This is a genomic window from Nonomuraea sp. NPDC003201, from assembly GCF_053590415.1.
This window is the reverse complement of record NZ_JBSFTC010000248.1, coordinates 1-16837: the sequence shown is the minus strand read 5'-3', so window position 1 is coordinate 16837 and position 16837 is coordinate 1. Positions and strand designations below refer to the sequence as shown.

The 16837-nt window shown below is 72.6% G+C and carries 15 protein-coding genes; 5 read left to right on the top strand and 10 right to left on the bottom strand.

The features are described from left to right. From ACWDX9_RS46985 to ACWDX9_RS46970, 4 genes are all read right to left on the bottom strand, one after another. On the bottom strand, nt 1-866 hold an 866-nt coding region (locus ACWDX9_RS46985; RefSeq protein ID WP_449967015.1), incomplete at its 3' end, for an SGNH/GDSL hydrolase family protein. A 110-nt stretch (nt 867-976) separates the two neighbouring features. After that, a complete protein-coding gene (locus tag ACWDX9_RS46980; RefSeq protein WP_449967013.1) occupies nt 977-2332 on the bottom strand; it encodes an amino acid permease in 1356 nt (451 codons plus the stop codon). Nucleotides 2333-2647: 315 nt separating this feature from the next. Further along, nucleotides 2648-3298 carry a response regulator gene (locus ACWDX9_RS46975; RefSeq protein ID WP_449967010.1) on the bottom strand — a complete coding sequence of 217 codons (651 nt, stop codon included), beginning with the start codon at nt 3296-3298 and terminating at the stop codon, nt 2648-2650. A 58-nt stretch (nt 3299-3356) separates the two neighbouring features. Further along, on the bottom strand, nt 3357-4508 hold the full coding sequence (locus ACWDX9_RS46970) for a sensor histidine kinase (protein ID WP_449967007.1): 1152 nt from the start codon (nt 4506-4508) through the stop codon (nt 3357-3359). Between the two features lie 124 nt (nt 4509-4632). On the opposite strand from ACWDX9_RS46970, the gene ACWDX9_RS46965 reads away from it, so the two are divergent. Further along, nucleotides 4633-5442, top strand: a complete 810-nt coding sequence (locus tag ACWDX9_RS46965; RefSeq protein ID WP_449967005.1) for a CPBP family intramembrane glutamic endopeptidase — start codon at nt 4633-4635, stop codon at nt 5440-5442. A gap of 85 nt (nt 5443-5527) precedes the next feature. Continuing rightward, nucleotides 5528-6898, top strand: a complete 1371-nt coding sequence (locus tag ACWDX9_RS46960; protein ID WP_449967002.1) for an amidase — start codon at nt 5528-5530, stop codon at nt 6896-6898. A gap of 104 nt (nt 6899-7002) precedes the next feature. Here ACWDX9_RS46960 and ACWDX9_RS46955 read toward each other — a convergent pair whose 3' ends face one another. Next, the gene (locus ACWDX9_RS46955) at nt 7003-7524 is read right to left on the bottom strand and encodes a hypothetical protein (protein WP_355191768.1); all 522 of its coding nucleotides are present in this window, start codon (nt 7522-7524) and stop codon (nt 7003-7005) included. Nucleotides 7525-7587: 63 nt separating this feature from the next. On the opposite strand from ACWDX9_RS46955, the gene murA reads away from it, so the two are divergent. Both murA and ACWDX9_RS46945 read left to right on the top strand, forming a co-directional pair. Further along, the gene (gene murA / locus ACWDX9_RS46950; RefSeq protein ID WP_449967000.1) at nt 7588-8898 is read left to right on the top strand and encodes a UDP-N-acetylglucosamine 1-carboxyvinyltransferase; all 1311 of its coding nucleotides are present in this window, start codon (nt 7588-7590) and stop codon (nt 8896-8898) included. Nucleotides 8899-8951: 53 nt separating this feature from the next. After that, nucleotides 8952-11180, top strand: coding sequence for a transglycosylase domain-containing protein (locus tag ACWDX9_RS46945; protein ID WP_449966997.1), 2229 nt, complete (start codon nt 8952-8954; stop codon nt 11178-11180). A 6-nt stretch (nt 11181-11186) separates the two neighbouring features. On the opposite strand, the gene ybaK is transcribed toward ACWDX9_RS46945, so the two are convergent. Beyond that, nucleotides 11187-11642, bottom strand: a complete 456-nt coding sequence (gene ybaK, locus ACWDX9_RS46940) for a Cys-tRNA(Pro) deacylase (RefSeq protein WP_350729233.1) — start codon at nt 11640-11642, stop codon at nt 11187-11189. A 59-nt stretch (nt 11643-11701) separates the two neighbouring features. Then, the gene (locus ACWDX9_RS46935; RefSeq protein WP_449966994.1) at nt 11702-12445 is read right to left on the bottom strand and encodes a helix-turn-helix domain-containing protein; all 744 of its coding nucleotides are present in this window, start codon (nt 12443-12445) and stop codon (nt 11702-11704) included. 53 nt (nt 12446-12498) lie between these two features. On the opposite strand from ACWDX9_RS46935, the gene ACWDX9_RS46930 reads away from it, so the two are divergent. Continuing rightward, complete coding sequence (locus tag ACWDX9_RS46930) at nt 12499-13623, top strand: MFS transporter (protein WP_449966992.1); 1125 nt, start codon at nt 12499-12501, stop codon at nt 13621-13623. 26 nt (nt 13624-13649) lie between these two features. Here ACWDX9_RS46930 and ACWDX9_RS46925 read toward each other — a convergent pair whose 3' ends face one another. The 3 genes from ACWDX9_RS46925 to ACWDX9_RS46915 form a co-directional block, all read right to left on the bottom strand. Further along, entirely contained in the window at nt 13650-15131 is a 1482-nt protein-coding gene (locus ACWDX9_RS46925) for a trypsin-like serine peptidase (RefSeq protein WP_449966989.1), read from the bottom strand. 103 nt (nt 15132-15234) lie between these two features. Then, nucleotides 15235-16245, bottom strand: a complete 1011-nt coding sequence (gene ligD / locus ACWDX9_RS46920) for a non-homologous end-joining DNA ligase (RefSeq protein WP_449966987.1) — start codon at nt 16243-16245, stop codon at nt 15235-15237. 48 nt (nt 16246-16293) lie between these two features. Further along, on the bottom strand, nt 16294-16488 hold the full coding sequence (locus ACWDX9_RS46915) for a hypothetical protein (RefSeq protein ID WP_350726229.1): 195 nt from the start codon (nt 16486-16488) through the stop codon (nt 16294-16296). Nucleotides 16489-16837 lie beyond the last annotated feature (349 nt).

Here is a 16837-nt window from a genome sequence, read left to right as displayed (position 1 = left end):
ACGCTCAGCCCGTTCAGGTACGGCTGCGGCCGGCCCACCTCGTGCCCCGTGAACGCCTCGTACGCGTCCACGTACTCCACGCTCCCCGGCACGCCGAACGCCGCGATCGTCCGGTCGAAGTCGGACACCACCGAGGCCACCGTGTCGTTGAGCCGGCGCGTCATCCCGTTCAGCCAGGTCTGGTCCTCGGCGCTCATGTTGTCGACGGTCGCCACGGGGTCCTTGGGGAAGGGCCGGGGGTAGCCGAGGACGATGATGCGGGCGTTCGGCGCCCGCGTCCGCACCTCGCGCAGCACCTTGGTCAGGCTGGGGCGCAACTCGTCGATGCGGCGGGCGACGGCGGCGTCCTGCTCCACGCACGCCGACGACCACGGCAGCTTGACGATGCAGCCCGTGAGCACCTTCGTGAACCCGGCGTCGTTGCCGCCGATGCTCAGCGTCACCAGGCTGGCGTTCGGGCCGACCCGGGTGATCTGGGGCTTCTGGCCGTACTGGCCCGACAGGATCTGGGTGGTGGTGGCGCCGCTGCAGGCGTAGAAGGCGGTGCCGCCCCCGAAGCGGTAGGTCTGCGCCACCAGCGGCACGTACGAGCCCGTCGCCCGGTGGCAGCGGTCGGCGCCGTCGTTGATCGGCTCGTGGTCCAGGTCCCAGACGCCCTCGCCGGAGGAGTAGGAGTCGCCCAGCGCGACGTACATGCCGCCCTGCGCCACCTGCACGGGCGTCAGGCGGGTCGCCTGCGGCAGCCTCCCGTTCGGCTCCTGATCGGCCGGGCAGCCCGCGCCGAGCACGGCGCAGGCCAGCCTCGGTAAGACGCCCAGGGGCGCGCATGCCACGGCAAGCGCGGCGCCGACGGCGGCGGCCGCCACGGTCTGGACTATCGCCCGCTTTGTCCACCTCGGCGTCTGTCGTGTCGCCTCGTCCAGTGCGGCCTCCCCCGTGTGCGGCGGCTCTGTGCCAGCACATCGAGAGTACTCAGTCAGGGGCGGCCGCCGTTGACGGTCCGGCGGCGGCTGACCACCCGCCAGCCGAGGGCGATGGCCGCGGCCAGCGCCGGGATGAGGAAGAACGCCACCCGCTGGTCGGGGTCGGCGAAGGGCATCAGCAGGATGACGAGCACCAGGAACGCCAGCGTGAACCAGTTCGTGTACGGCGCGCCGGGCATCGGGAACACCGACAGGTGGCCCGACCGGCGCAGCCGCATCTGGCACCAGACGAGCACGCCCCAGGTCGTGATCACGCCGAGGGAGGCGACGGCGGTGGCGATGTTGAAGGCGCGCTCGGGCAGGAAGTAGAACAGCGCCACCCCGGCCAGGAACATGGCCGCCGTGAACAGGATGCCGCCCATCGGGACGAACCTGGAGCTGAGCGTGCCCGTGAACCCGGGCGCCTCCTGCTTCATGGCCATCGAGCGCAGGATGCGGCCCGTGGCGTACAGGCCGGAGTTGCAGGACGAGAGCGCGGCGGTGATCACCACGAGGTTCATCGCGTCGGCGGCCCACGGGACGCCGAGCCCCGCGAAGACCGTCACGAACGGCGAGGTGTCCGCGCGATACGCGGTCCACGGCAGGACCATCGCCAGCAGCGCCACCGAGCCCACGTAGAAGATCGCGATGCGCCACACCACGCCGTTGATCGCCTTCGGCATGACCTGGTGCGGCCTGGCCGTCTCACCCGCCGTGATGCCGACCAGCTCGATCGACGCGTACGCGAACACCACCGACTGCAGGCTCATCAGCACCATCGGGAAGCCCTTGGGGAAGAAGCCGCCGTGGGAGACGAGGTTGTGCGGGGTCGCCTGGCCGACCGCGAAGACCACCAGGACCAGGCCGACCACCAGGAAGATCGTGATCGCCAGCACCTTCAGCATGGCGAACCAGAACTCCAGCTCGCCGAACAGCCGGACCGACACCAGGTTGACCGACAGCACGAAGCCCAGGGCGATGAGCGCGGTCAGCCACTGCGGGAACGCCGGAGCCCAGTAATGGATGTAGGCGGCGATGGCGGTCAGCTCGGCGATGCCGGTGAACGCCCAGTTGATCCAGTACATCCAGCCGCTGGCGAACGCCGCCCACGGGCCGATGAACTCGCCCGCGTACTCGACGAACGACCCCGCCACCGGGCGGTAGAGCACGAGCTCGCCGAGCGCCCGCATGACGAAGAACGCGGCCGCCCCGGCGGTGGCGTACGAGATCACCAGGGCGGGCCCGGCGGCGGCCAGCCGGCCGCCCGAACCGAGGAACAGGCCGACCCCGATCGCCCCGCCGATCGCGATCATCTGGACCTGGCGGTTGCCGAGCGCGTGCCGGTAGCCTTCGTCCGTCTGCGTGCGCACCGAGTGTCTCCTCAACTACGTACAGTGAACACGACGATATCGGTGCCGCCGGCCACGGGGGTCCCGGCGCGCCGGTCCGGCCGGGGGGCCGGGCGCGGGCATCAGGATGCCGGTCCGGCGGAGCGCACGACCCCACTTGAGAGGGGCCGGGATCCGTCTGGGGGCGTGACGGCGGCTGTCGTGGTCTCCGGTGGGGGTGCGATCCGCTTGGGGGCGTGACGGCGGTCGTAGCGGTCTCCGGGAGGGGCCGGGATCCGCCTGGGGTGTGATGGTGGCCGTCCGCGGCCCGGGCCCGTGCGTGATGCGGTGCGGGGATCAGGAGGGTGGGGGGTCCTTGAGGTGGAGCGCGAGGCGGGTGCGGTCGCGGAGGGCGTATTTGCGGAGGAGGCTGGAGACGTGGTTCTTCACCGTGCCCTCGGTGATGCGCAGCCGGGCCGCGATCTCGCGGTTGGAGGCCCCCGCGGCGATCAGCGCGGCCACCTGCGCCTCCCGGGCCGACAACCGGTCCCGCGGCGCGGCCGGCGGGGGCGGGGCGGGCGGGGTGCGCCGGAGCTCGGCGACCAGGCGGGCGGCCACCGGTGCGGCCAGCACCGTCTCCCCGCGGCCGGCGCGGCGGACGGAGTCGATCAGCTCCTCCGGCGTGCAGTCCTTGAGCAGGTAGCCGACGGCGCCGCCGCGCAGCGCGCCGAAGATGTAGTCGTCCTCGTCGAACGTGCTGAGCACGATCGCGGCCACCCCTGGGTGCCGGGCCGACAGGCGGGAGATGAGCTCGACGCCGTCCATCCTGGGCATCCTGGCGTCCACCAGCGCCACGTCCGGGCGGCACTCGGCGGCCACCAGCAGCGCCTCCTCGCCGTCGGCGGCCTCGCCCGCCACCTCGATGCCGTCCTCGATCTCCAGCATCTTGCGCAGGCCCTGCCGCATCAGCTCCTGGTCGTCGACCAGCAGCACCCTGATCGCCCTCACGCCGCCACCTTCACAGGGACGGGCAGCTCCGCCCGCGCCTCCAGCACCCTGATCGCCCTCACGTCGCCACCTTCGCCCGGACGGGCAGCTCCGCCCGCACCTCGAAGCCGCCGCCCGGCCGGTCGCCCGCGACCAGGGTGCCGCCCACGGCGCGGGCGCGCTCGGCGAGCGAGCTCAGGCCGAACCCGCCACGTCCCTCGCGGTCGCGGCCCTTGCCGTCGTCGGCGACCGCCAGGACGACGGCCTCGCCGGAGAAGGTGAGCGTGCCGTCGACGTGGCGGGCCCCGGCGTGCCGGACGGCGTTGGTGAGCCCTTCCTGCAGCACGCGGTAGAGCACCAGCTCCACGTCGGGCTCCAGGGGCACCTCGCCGCCCACCACCTCGAAGGACACCGCCAGCCCCGTGCCGTCGAACGACGCCGCCAGCCGCTCCAGCGCCGCGCTGCCGACGCGGCCCTCGAGCGCGAGCGGGCGCAGCGCGCGAACCCACCGGCGGGCGTCGGCCAGCGCCTCCACGGTCAGCTCCTTCGCCTGGCGCACCTCGTCCCAGGCGGCGTCGGGTCGGCGCGAGCGGAACCGCTCGGCGTTCTCCAGGCTCAGCTTGATCACCGTCAGGTGGTGGCCGATGGAGTCGTGCATCTCGGCACCCATCCGCGCCCGCTCCTGGGCGACCGTCAGCTCCCGGACCCGGGCCAGCAGCCGCCGCGCCTCCTCCCGCCTGTGCCGCGCCTCCAGCACGGCCGACGTCATGCCCAGCACGAACGTGGCGAAGACGACGATGGGCACGGTCTGCGCGGTGGCGTCGGCCAGGTCGCGGCCGAACACCGTCAGGACCGTGACGAACAGCGCGCCCGCCACACAGCCGACGATGACGGTCGCGGCCCGCATGCCGTGGACGAACGCCACGTTGGCGATCGCCAGGAGCGTCAGCAGCTGGTGGATCTCGGCCGAGCCGGTGAATCCCAGCGCGAACGTCGCCAGCAGGAACGCCACCGGCAGGGGCCGCCGCCACCCTTCGCAGCGCCGCCAGGGCAGCACCAGCCAGAGCACGGCCACGAGCGCCAGGTTGACGCCGAAGGGCACGGCCCATGGCGGCGTCGAGGGCTCGGCCGCGTACGCGACGACCCCGGTGGCGACGAGCACCACCCAGAACACGACGGTGAACAGGACGGGCCGGTCGGGGACGCGCAGCCGGGCCAGAGGACGCCGCATGGCTTCGACCATAGTTTCCCGCGACCGCGTTGTGATCCTCCTTGAGGACCCATGACGAAGGTCATGGCGGGTTCAGACCGCGGGCCGATGTGCGGCGGCGCAGGGCTTCCTAGCGTGACGATCCATGAAAGCCACTCATCCTGTCTGGGCCGTGCTGATCACCGTCGCCGCGATGTTCGCGATGGTGTTCGGCGGCTCCCTGCCCGCCACGCTGCTCTTCGACCCGGGCGACCTCCTCTATCGGCCGGTGGGCGTGGTCGGGATCACGCTGGCCTCGTTCGCGCTCGTCTACCTGATCCGTCGCTTCCTCGGCCGCCAGTCGTGGCGGGGCGTCGGGCTCACGAGGACCTGGCGGGCCGTGCCGCAGCTGCTGGCGGGTGTCCTGGCGGGCGCGGTCGCGGTGATCGCCTCCAGCGCGCTGTCGGTGGCGCTCGGCGTGGCCACCTGGGTGCCGTGGGACGTGCTGCGCCCCCAGCTGCCTTACGTGCCGCTCTACATCGCCATCGCCCTGCTCGGCCAGGCGTTCCCCGAGGAGCTGCTGTGGCGGGGCCATCTGTTCGACACGCTGTCGGGCAGGCTGTCCCCGAGGGCCGTGCTGATCGTGGTGTCCGTGACCTTCGGCGCGCTGCACATCCTCTCCAACAGCCCGGCGGACACGACCGCCGAACGCCTGCTCTACGTCCTCCAGGCCATCGGCCTCGGCTTCGCCTGCGCGGCGGCGCGGGCGCGCACCGGAGCGGTGTGGATGGCGGTCGGCGTGCACACCGGCTTCCACACCGGCAACATCGTGCTCCCGACCCAGGACATCCAGTACGGCGTCCAGCTCGTCATCCTGGCCGCCACGCTCACCGTCACCGGCCTGCTCATCCTGGCCAGACGGAGGGATGGCCACACCGCGCCACCGGAACGGGGGCTGGTGCGGGAGAGCTCCTGAGCGGTGGTGATCCGACGAGCGGTCGCGGCCGGGGTGGGCAACCCTCGCCGTCGTCGGGCCGCGGCCCGTGGGGGAGGATCCAAGGGTGAGCGAACTGCACTACTCGACCGCGACCGAGCTGGCGCACCTGATCAGGACCAGGCAGGTGAGCGCCGTCGAGGTCGTCCAAGCCCACCTCGACCGCATCGAGCAGGTCAACCCGCGCGTCAACGCCATCGTGACCCTGGTCGCCGAGCAGGCGCTCGACGCGGCCAAGGCGGCCGACGCGCGGGAGCCGGCCGGTCCGCTGCACGGCCTGCCCGTCGCGCACAAGGACCTCGTCGACACGGCCGGCATCCGCACCACGTACGGATCGCCGCTCTTCGCCGGCAACGTCCCGGCCCAGGACGACCTGATCGTCCGGCGGCTGCGCGCCGCCGGGGCCATCACCATGGGCAAGACCAACACACCGGAGTTCGGCACCGGCTCCCACACCGTCAACGAGGTGTTTGGCGCCACCAGAAACCCCTACGACCTGTCCAAGTCCGCCGGCGGCAGCAGCGGGGGCGCCGCCGCGGCCCTGGCCACCGGCATGGTCCCGCTGGCCGACGGGTCCGACATGGGCGGCTCGCTGCGCAACCCGGCCTCCTTCTGCAACGTCGTCGGCCTGCGCCCCACCCCGGGCCGCGTCCCCGGCCCGTCCGACACCAACGCCTGGTACACGCTGTCCGTGCAGGGGCCGATGGCCAGGACGGTCGAGGACGTGACGCTGATGTTCGGGGCGATCGCCGGGTTCGATCGGCGCTCCCCGTACTCGATCAAGGAGGTCTTCGCCCCCGAGCCGGAGGAGGGCGTGCGGGGGCTGCGCGTGGCGTGGAGCCCGGACCTGGGCGGCCTGCCGGTCGACCCGAGGACGGCGGAGGTCACCGCGACGGCGCCGCCGGTGTTCGAGCGGCTGGGGGCCCTGGTCGAGCAGGTCGAGCTGGACCTGTCGGAGGCCGAGGACGCGTTCCGGACCTACCGGGCGTGGAACTACGCGCTGTCCTTCGGCGACGTGACCGGGCTCGGCCCCAACACCGCGTGGAACGTCGAGCAGGGCCGCAAGGTCACCGGCGCCGACCTGGCCCGGGCCGAGCGGGGCCGCAGCCGCCTCTACCAGCGGATGGCCGCGTTCTTCGACACCTACGACGTGCTGATCGCGCCCGTCAGCCAGGTGCCGCCGTTCCCGGTCGAGCAGCCCCACGTCAGCGAGGTCAACGGGGAGCCGATGCCCGACTACCTCGCCTGGATGCGCTCCGCGTACTGGATCAGCGTGCTGCACGCGCCGGCCGCGTCCGTGCCGGCCGGGTTCACGGCGGACGGGCTTCCGGTGGGGGTGCAGATCGTGGGCCGGCCGTTCGAGGACGCCAGGGTCCTGCGCGTGGCCCGCGCGTTCGAGCAGGCCACCCGCCACGGCGAGCGCCGCCCGCCGCTGTAGCCGCCGCGCGGGTGGCGTAGAAGGGCTCGGGGGGTCGTCGCAAGGGCGGCTCAGAGGGGTTCGGGCGGGTCGCCGTACGGGCGGGTCAGAAGGGTTCGGGTGGCTTAGAGGGGTTCGGGCGGGTCGCCGTACGGGTGGCGCAGCGGCGACTCGCGGTACCCGTGCATGCCCTCCAGGAACCCGAACAGCCCCACCGCCAGCAGCGGCCAGGACACCAGCACGCCGGAGGCCGTCAGCTTCAGCGCGCCCGGGACGACCTTCACCCCGGGAGTGGCGGCGGCCTCGATGACGACCGCCCCGATCGTGAACGTGGACCCGACCCACAGCGTCAGCATCGCCCCCAGGACGCCGCCGGCGCAGAGCCCGAGCAGCACCGGCAGCATCCACCGCCGCGCCGCGAACCACGCGACCCCGCCGCACAGCAGCCCCAGCCCGCCGGTGATCACCGCGAACCACCCGTCGGCCGCGATCAGCGCCTGCGTGGACGGGTCGGCCAGCACCGTCCCCTGATCGGTGACCTGGTACGGCGCCCGTGGCGTGATCCCTGACCAGACCAGCCCGGCAGCCGCTCCGAGAGTGGCGAGTGCGAGGACAGTTACCGCGAAAGCGCGCACTTCCCTCGTCACGCCACTCCCCCTTACATGTGTGTCCGAATCAGCTCGATGGTATCCCCCGGCTAGGCTCGCTTCGTGATTGCAGAAGAGGTCTGGTTGATAGAACCCTCCGGCCCGCTCCGGGGGGACGTCGAGGTACGCGGCTCCAAGAACGGAGTCTCCAAGCACATGGTCGCCGCCATGCTGGGCGGCGGGGAGAGCAGCATCCACAACGCCCCGGAGGTGGGCGAGGTGGAGATCACCGCCGCCATGCTGCGGGCGCTGGGCATCCATGTCGAGATCTCCCGCACGGAGATCAGGATCGCGCGGGGACAGGCCATCGAGCCGAGGGTGCCGGACGCGTTCACCGGCCTGAACCGCATCCCCATCCTCATGCTCGGCCCGCTCCTGCACCTGGCGGGGGAGGCGTTCGTCCCGCTGGTGGGCGGCGACCCGATCGGGCGGCGGCCGGTCAACTTCCACGTGGAGGCCCTGCGCGCGATGGGCGCCGAGGTGGAGGTGGGCGACACCGGCATCTTCGCCAAGGCCGGCCGGCTCCACGGCACCCGGATCGAGCTGCCGTACCCGAGCGTCGGCGCCACGGAGACGGTGCTGATGTCGGCGGTTCTGGCCGAGGGCAAGACGGTGCTGAAGAACGCCGCGATGGAGCCCGAGGTGGTGGAGCTGGCGCTGTTCCTGCAGCGGATGGGGGCCAGGATCGAGCTCTCCCCCGACCGCAGGATCGTCATCGAGGGCGTCGAACGGCTGCGCGGCGCCTCCACCTGGCTGACCGGCGACCGCATCGAGGCGTTCTCGTACCTGGCGGCCGGCCTGGTCACCGGGGGAGAGGTGCGGGTGCACGGCTGCCCGCAGGACCGCCTGGTCACCGCGATCACCACGCTGGCCAGGATGGGCGCCCGGTTCGACATCAACGACGAGTACCTGTGCGCCACCGCGCCGCCCGAGGGGCTGCGCTCGGCGGCCGTGCAGACCGACACCCACCCCGGGTTCATGACGGACTGGCAGACGCCGCTCATGGTGCTGTTCACGCAGAGCCAGGGCATGTCGGTGCTGCACGAGACGGTCTTCGAGAACCGCCTGGTGTACGTGCCCGCGCTGCAGAAGATGGGCTGCGAGATCGAGGTGTTCGACCAGTGCCTGGGCGGGCCGGCCTGCCGGTACCACGACACCAACGCCAGGCACTCGGCCGTCGTGCGCGGCGTGTCCAAGCTCAAGGGCGCCGACGTGACGCTGCCCGACATCCGGGCGGGGTTCTCGGCCGTGCTGGCGGCCGCCGTCGCCGACGGCCCGTCCACGCTGCGCGGAGTGCACCACATCGAACGCGGTTACCACCGGCCGTTCGAACAGTTCGCCTCGCTCGGTCTGCACATCCGCAGGCAACGGTAAACAGGTGACAAGCGGGCGTTTGGCGCGGATCCGGACGTCGCAGATCATGTGACGTGACCGTACTCAGATCCGTCGGCGCGCTCGGGCTGGCGGGGGCGCTCGGAGGGGTGCTGACCGCGGCACTGGCCGCGCCCGTGGTGAGCGGGGGCGGCATCGCCGCCAAGAACGTCGCGAGCACCTTCGTCGACCTGCCGCCCGCCCCGCGTGAAGAGCCCCTGGACCAGGTGACCAGACTGCTGGACAAGGACGGCAGGACGTTCGCCCAGTTCTACGAGGCCAACCGGACGGCCGTGCAGCTGAGCGCCGTCGCCCCGGTGATGCGCAAGGCGATCGTGGCCATCGAGGACGCCCGCTTCTACGAGCACGGCGGCCTCGACATCCGGGGCACGTTCCGGGCGCTGCTCACCAACACGCAGGCCGGCGGCATCAAGCAGGGCGGCTCGTCCCTGACGCAGCAGCTCGTCAAGAACATCCTGATCGAGGCCGCCCGGACCGAGGCCGAGCGCGACCGCGCCCGCGCCCCGAACCTGGCCCGCAAGATCACCGAGCTGCGGCTCGCGCTGGCGCTGGAGAAGAAGTACCGCAAGGACGAGATCCTGGAGCGCTACCTCAACATCGCCTACTTCGGCGCCGGAGCCCACGGCGTGGAGGCGGCGGCCAGGCGCTTCTTCTCCACGTCGGCCTCCCGGCTGACCCTGGGCCAGGCGGCCACGCTGGCCGGCGCGGTGCGCATGCCGTACTCGACCGACCCCTCGCTCGGCCGGGACCATCGCGAGCGCCTGAAGACGCGGCGGGACCTCGTGCTCGACCGCATGGCCGGGCTGAAGCTGATCAGCCCGCAGGAGGCGGCGAGCGCCAAGGCCGCGCCGCTGGCCATCAAGCTCAGACCCGAGCCCGGCGGGTGCGAGCAGAGCGCCTATCCCTTCTACTGCCTCTACGTCCAGCGCGAGCTGCTGTCGAACCCCGTCTTCGGCAACACCGAGGCCGAGCGGCGGACCAGGATGGCCAGGGGCGGCCTGACGATCAGGACCAGCCTCGACCCGGTCGCGCAGAGCGCCGCCGAGCAGGCCATCCGCCGCCACGTCTGGCCGGAGGACACGGAGGTGGCCGCCGAGGCCATGGTCGAGCCGCGAACCGGGCGGATCAGGGCGATAGCGGCCAGCAAACGCTTCGGCCGCAACCCCGGCAACCGGAAGAACGGCCCCAAGACCACCTTCAACCTGGCCGCGGACGTGGCGCACGGGGGCGGTCAGGGGTTCCAGGCCGGGTCGACGTTCAAGGTGTTCACGCTGGCCACGGCGCTCCAGCAGGGGTGGCGGTTCGGCGACGGCTTCAACACCCCGGGCGAACTCGTGCCCGGGCAGGGCTACCGCGACTGCGCGGGCCACGCCGTGAACGACCCGGACACCCGCATACTCAACGCCACCGGCGAGGGCTCCGGCGGCCCGCACAGCATCGAGACCGGCACCTGGAAGTCGGTGAACATCTTCTACATGATGCTGGAGCGCAAGGTCGGGCTCTGCAACGTGGTGCGGACGGCCAAGGCGCTCGGGATCGCCAGGGCGGACGGGGAGCCGCTGAAGGAGGTGCCCACGTTCACGCTGGGCGTGAACGAGATGGACCCGGTGACGGTGGCGGCGGCGTTCGCGGCGTTCGGGGCCAGGGGGATCTACTGCCGGCCGCTGGCGATCGTCGAGATCGTCGGCAGGGACGGGCGGCGCACCCACGTGCCGCCCGCGTGCGAGCGCGCCATCGAGGAGGAGGTCGCGGACGCGGTCAACTACGTGCTGGAGGGCGTCTTCTCCAAGGGCACCATGCAGGGCCAGAGCATCGGGCGGCCGGCCGCCGGCAAGACGGGCACCAACAACGGCTACACCTCGGCCTGGTTCGCCGGTTACACGCCCGCGCTGGCGGCGGCGGTCAGCGTGGGGGACATCCGCGGGTCGTACCGCTTCCCGCTGCAGGGGGTGCAGATCGGGGACGACTACTACGGAGCGGTGCAGGGGGCGTCGCTGCCCGGGCCGATCTGGGTGGAGTCGATGGAATCAGCGCTGCGGGACGTCGAGCCCAAGGGCTTCTCCGGGCCGGACATGGCCCGCTTCGGCGGCGGCAACACGCCGGGGCTGGAGCAGGCGCTCGCCGAGGAGGAGCGGAAGAGGCGCGAGGCGGAGGGCGGCCGGGGACGCGGCGACCACCCCTTCTTCTGGGGGCGCCGGCGGCTCTTCGAATGGCTCGTCGGCCAGTCGCCCCTGGAGAGATCGGAGCCCGGGCGGCGGCGATGAGCGCGGTCAGGAGGACTTGCCGATGGGGGCGGTGACGGCCCTGGTGAGCGTGATGAGGTTGTCGGGCGCGGTCTCGATCTGGAGGCCGCGCTTCCCGGCCGAGAAGTAGATCGTCTCGAAGTCGAGCGCCGAGGAGTCGACCACCGTCGGGAGCTGCTTGCGCTGGCCCAGGGGGCTGATGCCGCCCACGACGTAGCCGGTGACGCGCTCCACCTTGGCGGCGTCGGCCATGGCGGCCCGCTTGCTGTTGAGAGCGCCGGCCAGGGCCTTGAGGTCGAGCTTGCCCGACACGGGCACGACCGCCACCGCCAGCCCGCTCTCCACCTCGGCCACCAGCGTCTTGAAGATCCGCTCGTACGGCACGCCGAGCGCGTCCGCGGCCTCCTCGCCGTAGGCCTGGGCCGAGGCGTCGTGCTCGTACGGGTGGAGCGTGAACTCGGCCTTGGCCTTGGTCAGCGCCATGGTGGCCGGGGTCCCGCCCTTGCCTTTCGATTTGCTCACAGGATCACATTGTAGCGAATCTACAATGTAAAGGCCTTGCCCGGGGTGTACCCGAACGCCCGCCCGAACACGTCGATGAACGCGCTCGCGGAGGCCCACCCGCACCGGTGGGCGACGGTGGTCACGGCGACGCCGTCGGCCAGCAGGAGCAGCGCGTGGTGCAGGCGGAGCTGGGTGCGCCACTGCGGGAAGCTCATGCCCAGCTCGCGCCGGCACAGCCTGGCCAGCGTACGGTCGCTGGTGCCGGCCTGGACGGCCAGCTGCGCCAGGGTCCTGCTGTCGGCGGGGTCGCGGTGCAGGATCGCGCAGACGGCGGCCAGCCTGGGGTCGCGGGCGGTGGGCAGGTGCAGCCGCTGCTCGGGGGCGCGCTTGAGCTGGTCGACGAGCACGGCCCACAACCTGTCGCGCTCCCCGCCGTCCGGTGGGGGCTGGTCGTCGGAGGTGTAGGTGATGATCAGCTCGCGGAGCAGGGGGCCGACGACGAGGACGGTGGGGTGGCCGAGGCCGAGGGGGTTGCCGGCGAGGCCCACCAGGCGCAGGTCGGTGTCGCCGTGGGCGCGGTGTTCGTGGACGGTGCCGGCCGGGATCCAGATGGCGCGGTTGGCCGGGGCGACCCAGGTGCCCGCGCCGGTGGTGACCGAGAGCACGCCGCGGCAGGCGTAGACGATCTGGTGGGTGTCGTGCCGGTGCGCGTCGATGCCCGCCCCCGGGGCCAACGGCCGCCGCCCCGTCGGCGCTTCGGGCAGATGGCGGATTGCCGTCATGAATTGGCATTTTATCGGAAGCGGGCCAGCCGCCACCGGGAAAGGATCGGGGGGTGAACAGGACCCCCATGCTCGCCGCCGGCCACGCGGCCGTGGATTTCTACCAGGGCGCCGTCCCCGCGCTCGTGCCCTTCCTGGTGGCCGGCCGCGGCTACGGGTACGTCGCCGTGTCCGGCATCGTGCTGGCCGCGACGCTGCTGTCGTCGGTCGTGCAGCCGGTGTTCGGGGTGCTGACGGACAGGTGGCGGATGCCGTGGCTGATCCCGGTGAGCACGCTCGTCGCGGGCGCCGGGGTGGCGCTCGGCGGGCTGACGGACTCCTACGTGCTGACCTGGCTGGCCGTGGCGCTGTCCGGTCTCGGCGTGGCGGCCTACCATCCGGAGTCGGCGCGGCTGGCCAGGATCGCGAGCGAGGGCAGTCACGTGCGGATGAGCTGGTTCTCGCTGGGCGGGACGCTGGGGTTCGCGTCGGCTCCCGTGCTGGTGACGCCGTTGCTGGCGGGGTGGGGGCTGGGCGCCTCGCCGTTCCTGGCCGCGCCGGCGGTGCTGGGGGCGGTGGCGACGCTCCCGGCGGTCCGGGCGCTGGCCGGGGGAGGGCCGGCGGCGCGGGCCGCGGCACCGGTGTCCGGCCGGGACGACTGGCCGTCGTTCGTCAGGCTGACGCTGGTGATCGTCTTCCGCTCGGTCGTGTACGTCGGGCTGAGCGCCTTCGTGGCCCTCTACATGGGCGGCGGGGCGGCCGGCGCGGTGGCGCTGTTCGTGCTGTTCGCGGGCGGGGCCCTCGGGACCGTGCTGGGCGGCAGGCTGGCGGCCCGGTGGGGGCGGCTGCGGACGATGCGCCTGGCCTACGCGCTGGCGGTCCCGGCGGTCGCGGGGGTGGTGCTGGCGCCGGGACCTGTCGCGTACGTCTTCGTCGCGGCCTCGTCGATCGCCCTGTATGCGCCGTTCTCGCTGCATGTGACGCTGGGCCAGGACTTCCTGCCCACCCGGGTGGGCACGGCCGGCGGCGTGACCCTGGGGCTCGCGGTGAGCGTGGGCGGCCTGGCCAGCCCGCTGGTGGGCGCGCTCGCCGAGGCCACCACGTTGCGGACGGCGCTGGCGTGCCTGATCGTCTTCCCGGCCCTGGCCTGGCTGCTGGCCAGGACGCTGAAGGAGCCGGTGCTGGAGCCCGCCGCCTGACCCCCTCGCCGCCCGGGAGGCGCCGGTCAGCGGCGGTAGGTGGAGAGGGCGACGGTGCTGGTGTTGTCGACCTGGTTCGTGTCGAGGCGGGACGAGTCCACGTGCGCGGTGACGCGCGGGTAGCGCGAGGCCCGGCGGGTCACGCGGACGCGGGCCGTGAGCTGGACCGGGCGCTCGGGGTGGATGGCGGCGATCGTGCAGGTGGCCTGCCTGCCCGAGCGCTTGCACGAGGCGCCGTTCACCGAGGACAGGTGCGTACCGGCCGGGAGGGTGAACGTGACGGGCACCTGGGCGGCGCCCATCAGCCCGCCCATGGTCACGGTGGCCCTGACGTTCGCGGTGCCGCCGCCGCGCCTGACCGCGCGGCGCGGGCCCGAGGTGCTGATGGACAGCGCGTCGTACACCCCCTGCGGGTCGGCCTGCTTGATGATCGCGCCGTAGCTCTCGGCGTTGAGGGCGTTCGCGACGGAGTAGCCGTCCGCGCCGCCGTCCTCCGTGCCCGCCGACAGCACGCCCATCAGGTCGTCGGTGTCTCTGAGCAGCCACGGGCCGCCGCTGTGGCCCTTGAACAGGTGGCAGTTGTGCGTCTCCATGCGTCCGCCGGCCGACGTGGCGGTGATGCGGGAGGCGAAGAGGGTGCCGGTGTCGGCGATGCCGCCGGCCGGCTCGGTCTTGGCCAGGCACCAGAGCTGCTCCCGGCCGTCGTACGGCTTCCTGCCGGCCACGCCGGGGTAGCCCGTCGTGGCGACGGTGTACGCGCCGCCCTGGTTGCGGATCGGGGTGAAGGCGCCGACGGCGTCCTGGAGCGTGCGGCTCTTCCTGCCGACCTCGATGAGGGCGATGTCGTAGTGCGAGTTCCAGTCGCCGCCGCTCATGCCGGTGTAGGGGTCGGGCTTCCACGCCCGCCGGGCGCCCCACCGCCCGTACGGCTCGCGACCCCGCACGTCGGCGGCCTGCCCGTCGTACGCGGGCACGAACGCGAAGTTCGTGTGCCACTGGCCGGCCGACGCTCCCAGCGGCACGCTGTACACGCAGTGGGCGGCGGTGACGATGAGCAGCCCGACCGCCGAGCGCACGACGGACGCGCTGCAGGAGTCGTCCAGCCCGCTGGAGTTGACGTAGAAGAGCCGGCCGGTGACGCGGCTCTGGGTGGCGGCGGTGTACGGGCGGGACATGGGAGCGTAGCCGTTGGCGTCCCCGCCCGGGGTGATCCGTTTGCCCTCCGGCACGCTGCGCAGCTGACCCAGTGCCTCCAGGCTCTTCGGCAGTTCCACGGCGCCCTGGGCCCGTGCTTTCAGGCTCTTGGGCAGCTCCGTGGCGTTGGCCTGGGCCTGCTTGCTCGCGGTCCAGTAACGCACGGCGCGGGTGGGGCGCATCAGCGGGGACGACGCGGCGCCCCAGGCGCGGTCCTGGACGGGCGTCAAAGGGGGCTGCTGCCCGGCGGTCGCGGGCACCGCGAGCGCGACGCCGGCCAGCGTGGTGAGCGTGGTGACCAGGACCTTCGGCACGGTGTCCCCTTTGAGTGAAATCGGCAACGTCTCGATCACTCTAGGTTACGAAATACAGACGAAGCGTAGTTAGGCGCTCCGTGTCGCCATAGCGTCCCAGGGCTCAGCCGGCCGCGGCGTCGCCGGTGCGGCCGGGGGGCAGGAACTCGGCGGTACTGGTCTCCGACGGCTCGCGATCGGGCCGCAGCCCGCGCCACGACGGGTGGCGCAGGCGGCGGTCGCCGGTGACCTCGGCGTACTGCACCTCCCCGACCAGGCGCGGCTCCACCCAGCGCGCGTCCCTGGCGTGCTCGCGCGGCACAGGCTCGTCGAACGGCGGGTCGGCGCGTTCCAGGGACGCCAGGAGCTCGCCCAGGTCGCGCAGCATGGCCTCGGTGAACCCGGTCCCGACGTGCCCCACGAACCGCAGCCGTCCCCGCTGGTCGTAGGCGCCCAGCAGCAGCGACCCGATCATCCCCGAACGCCGCCCGCCCCCCGGCTTCCAGCCGCCGATCACGACCTCGGCGGTGCGGACGTTCTTGACCTTCGTCCAGTCGGCGCTGCGCCGGCCGGGCCGGTACGGCGAGCCCATCCGCTTGCACACGACCCCTTCGAGCCCGAGCTGCCGGGAGGAGTCGAAGGCGAGCCCGGCGTGGTCGGCGAACCACACGGGCACCTCCCAGCGGTAGCCGGGCGTGAACGTGGTCTCGAGCAGCTCCCTGCGGGCGCTGTAGGGGCGGGAGACGGTGCTGTCCTCGTCGAGGTGCAGGATGTCGAACGCCATGAACGTCACCGGCACCGACCTGGCCAGTTCGGCCACCGCCGCCGGGTTGCGCTGGTGCATCCGGGGCTGCAGCGCCTCGAAGCTGGGCCGCCCGGTCTCGTCGAACGCCACGATCTCCCCGTCGATCACGGCGGCGTGCCCGCCGGTGGCGCCGGCCATGAGCTGGAGCTCGGGGTAGGCGGGGGTGATGTCCTTGGCGTTGCGCGACATCAGGCGGACGGCGCCGCCCTGGAGGTAGGCGAGGGCGCGCACGCCGTCCCATTTCATCTCCACGGCCCAGTCCGCACCCTGGACGGAGGTCAGGGTGCCGAGCTGCGCCAGCATGGGCGCGTAGGCCGGCAGCCGCACCATGGTGCAGGCCGTACCCCGGAGGGCTGATCGACAGTGGCGGGCCGGGGTCTACAGATGGTCAAGCGCGGTGTCCTCGACGAGCTCGGCCAGGTCCACGCCGTGGGCGGTGAGCTCGGCGACGGTGGCGCAGTAGCCCTGCAGGTACGTCGTGCCGTTGACCCGGTGCGAGACACGCAGCAGCGGGCGATCGTCCAAGATGATCGCCTCGACCAGGATGCCGCCGGGGGCTCGCCACTGTCCCACCCGGGTAACTGTAGGGGCGCGGACAGAATGGACACGTAATGGGAAAGTACGCATCTGGCCTTGCCGGGCGGGGTGATGGCTTTTCCGGGACATGGGCGCTCGACCTTTGGGTAAAGAGAAATTGGCGCCTTTTTGGGCGTTCGGCGTAATCGGGGGGTTCGGGGCGGGCGGGGGTGACGGCTCTCGGCTTTCCCGGCCGTGGCCATGCCCCCGCGACGGCCACGGCGATGCCCCGGCGGGCCCGGTCCGGGGCTGTGGCGGCCGCGGGCTGCGACGTCGGCGAGCGTCGCCCGCGGCCGCCCTCCGCACCGCCGGGTGAGGGGCGGCACGCCGTCCCGGATGGTGGACA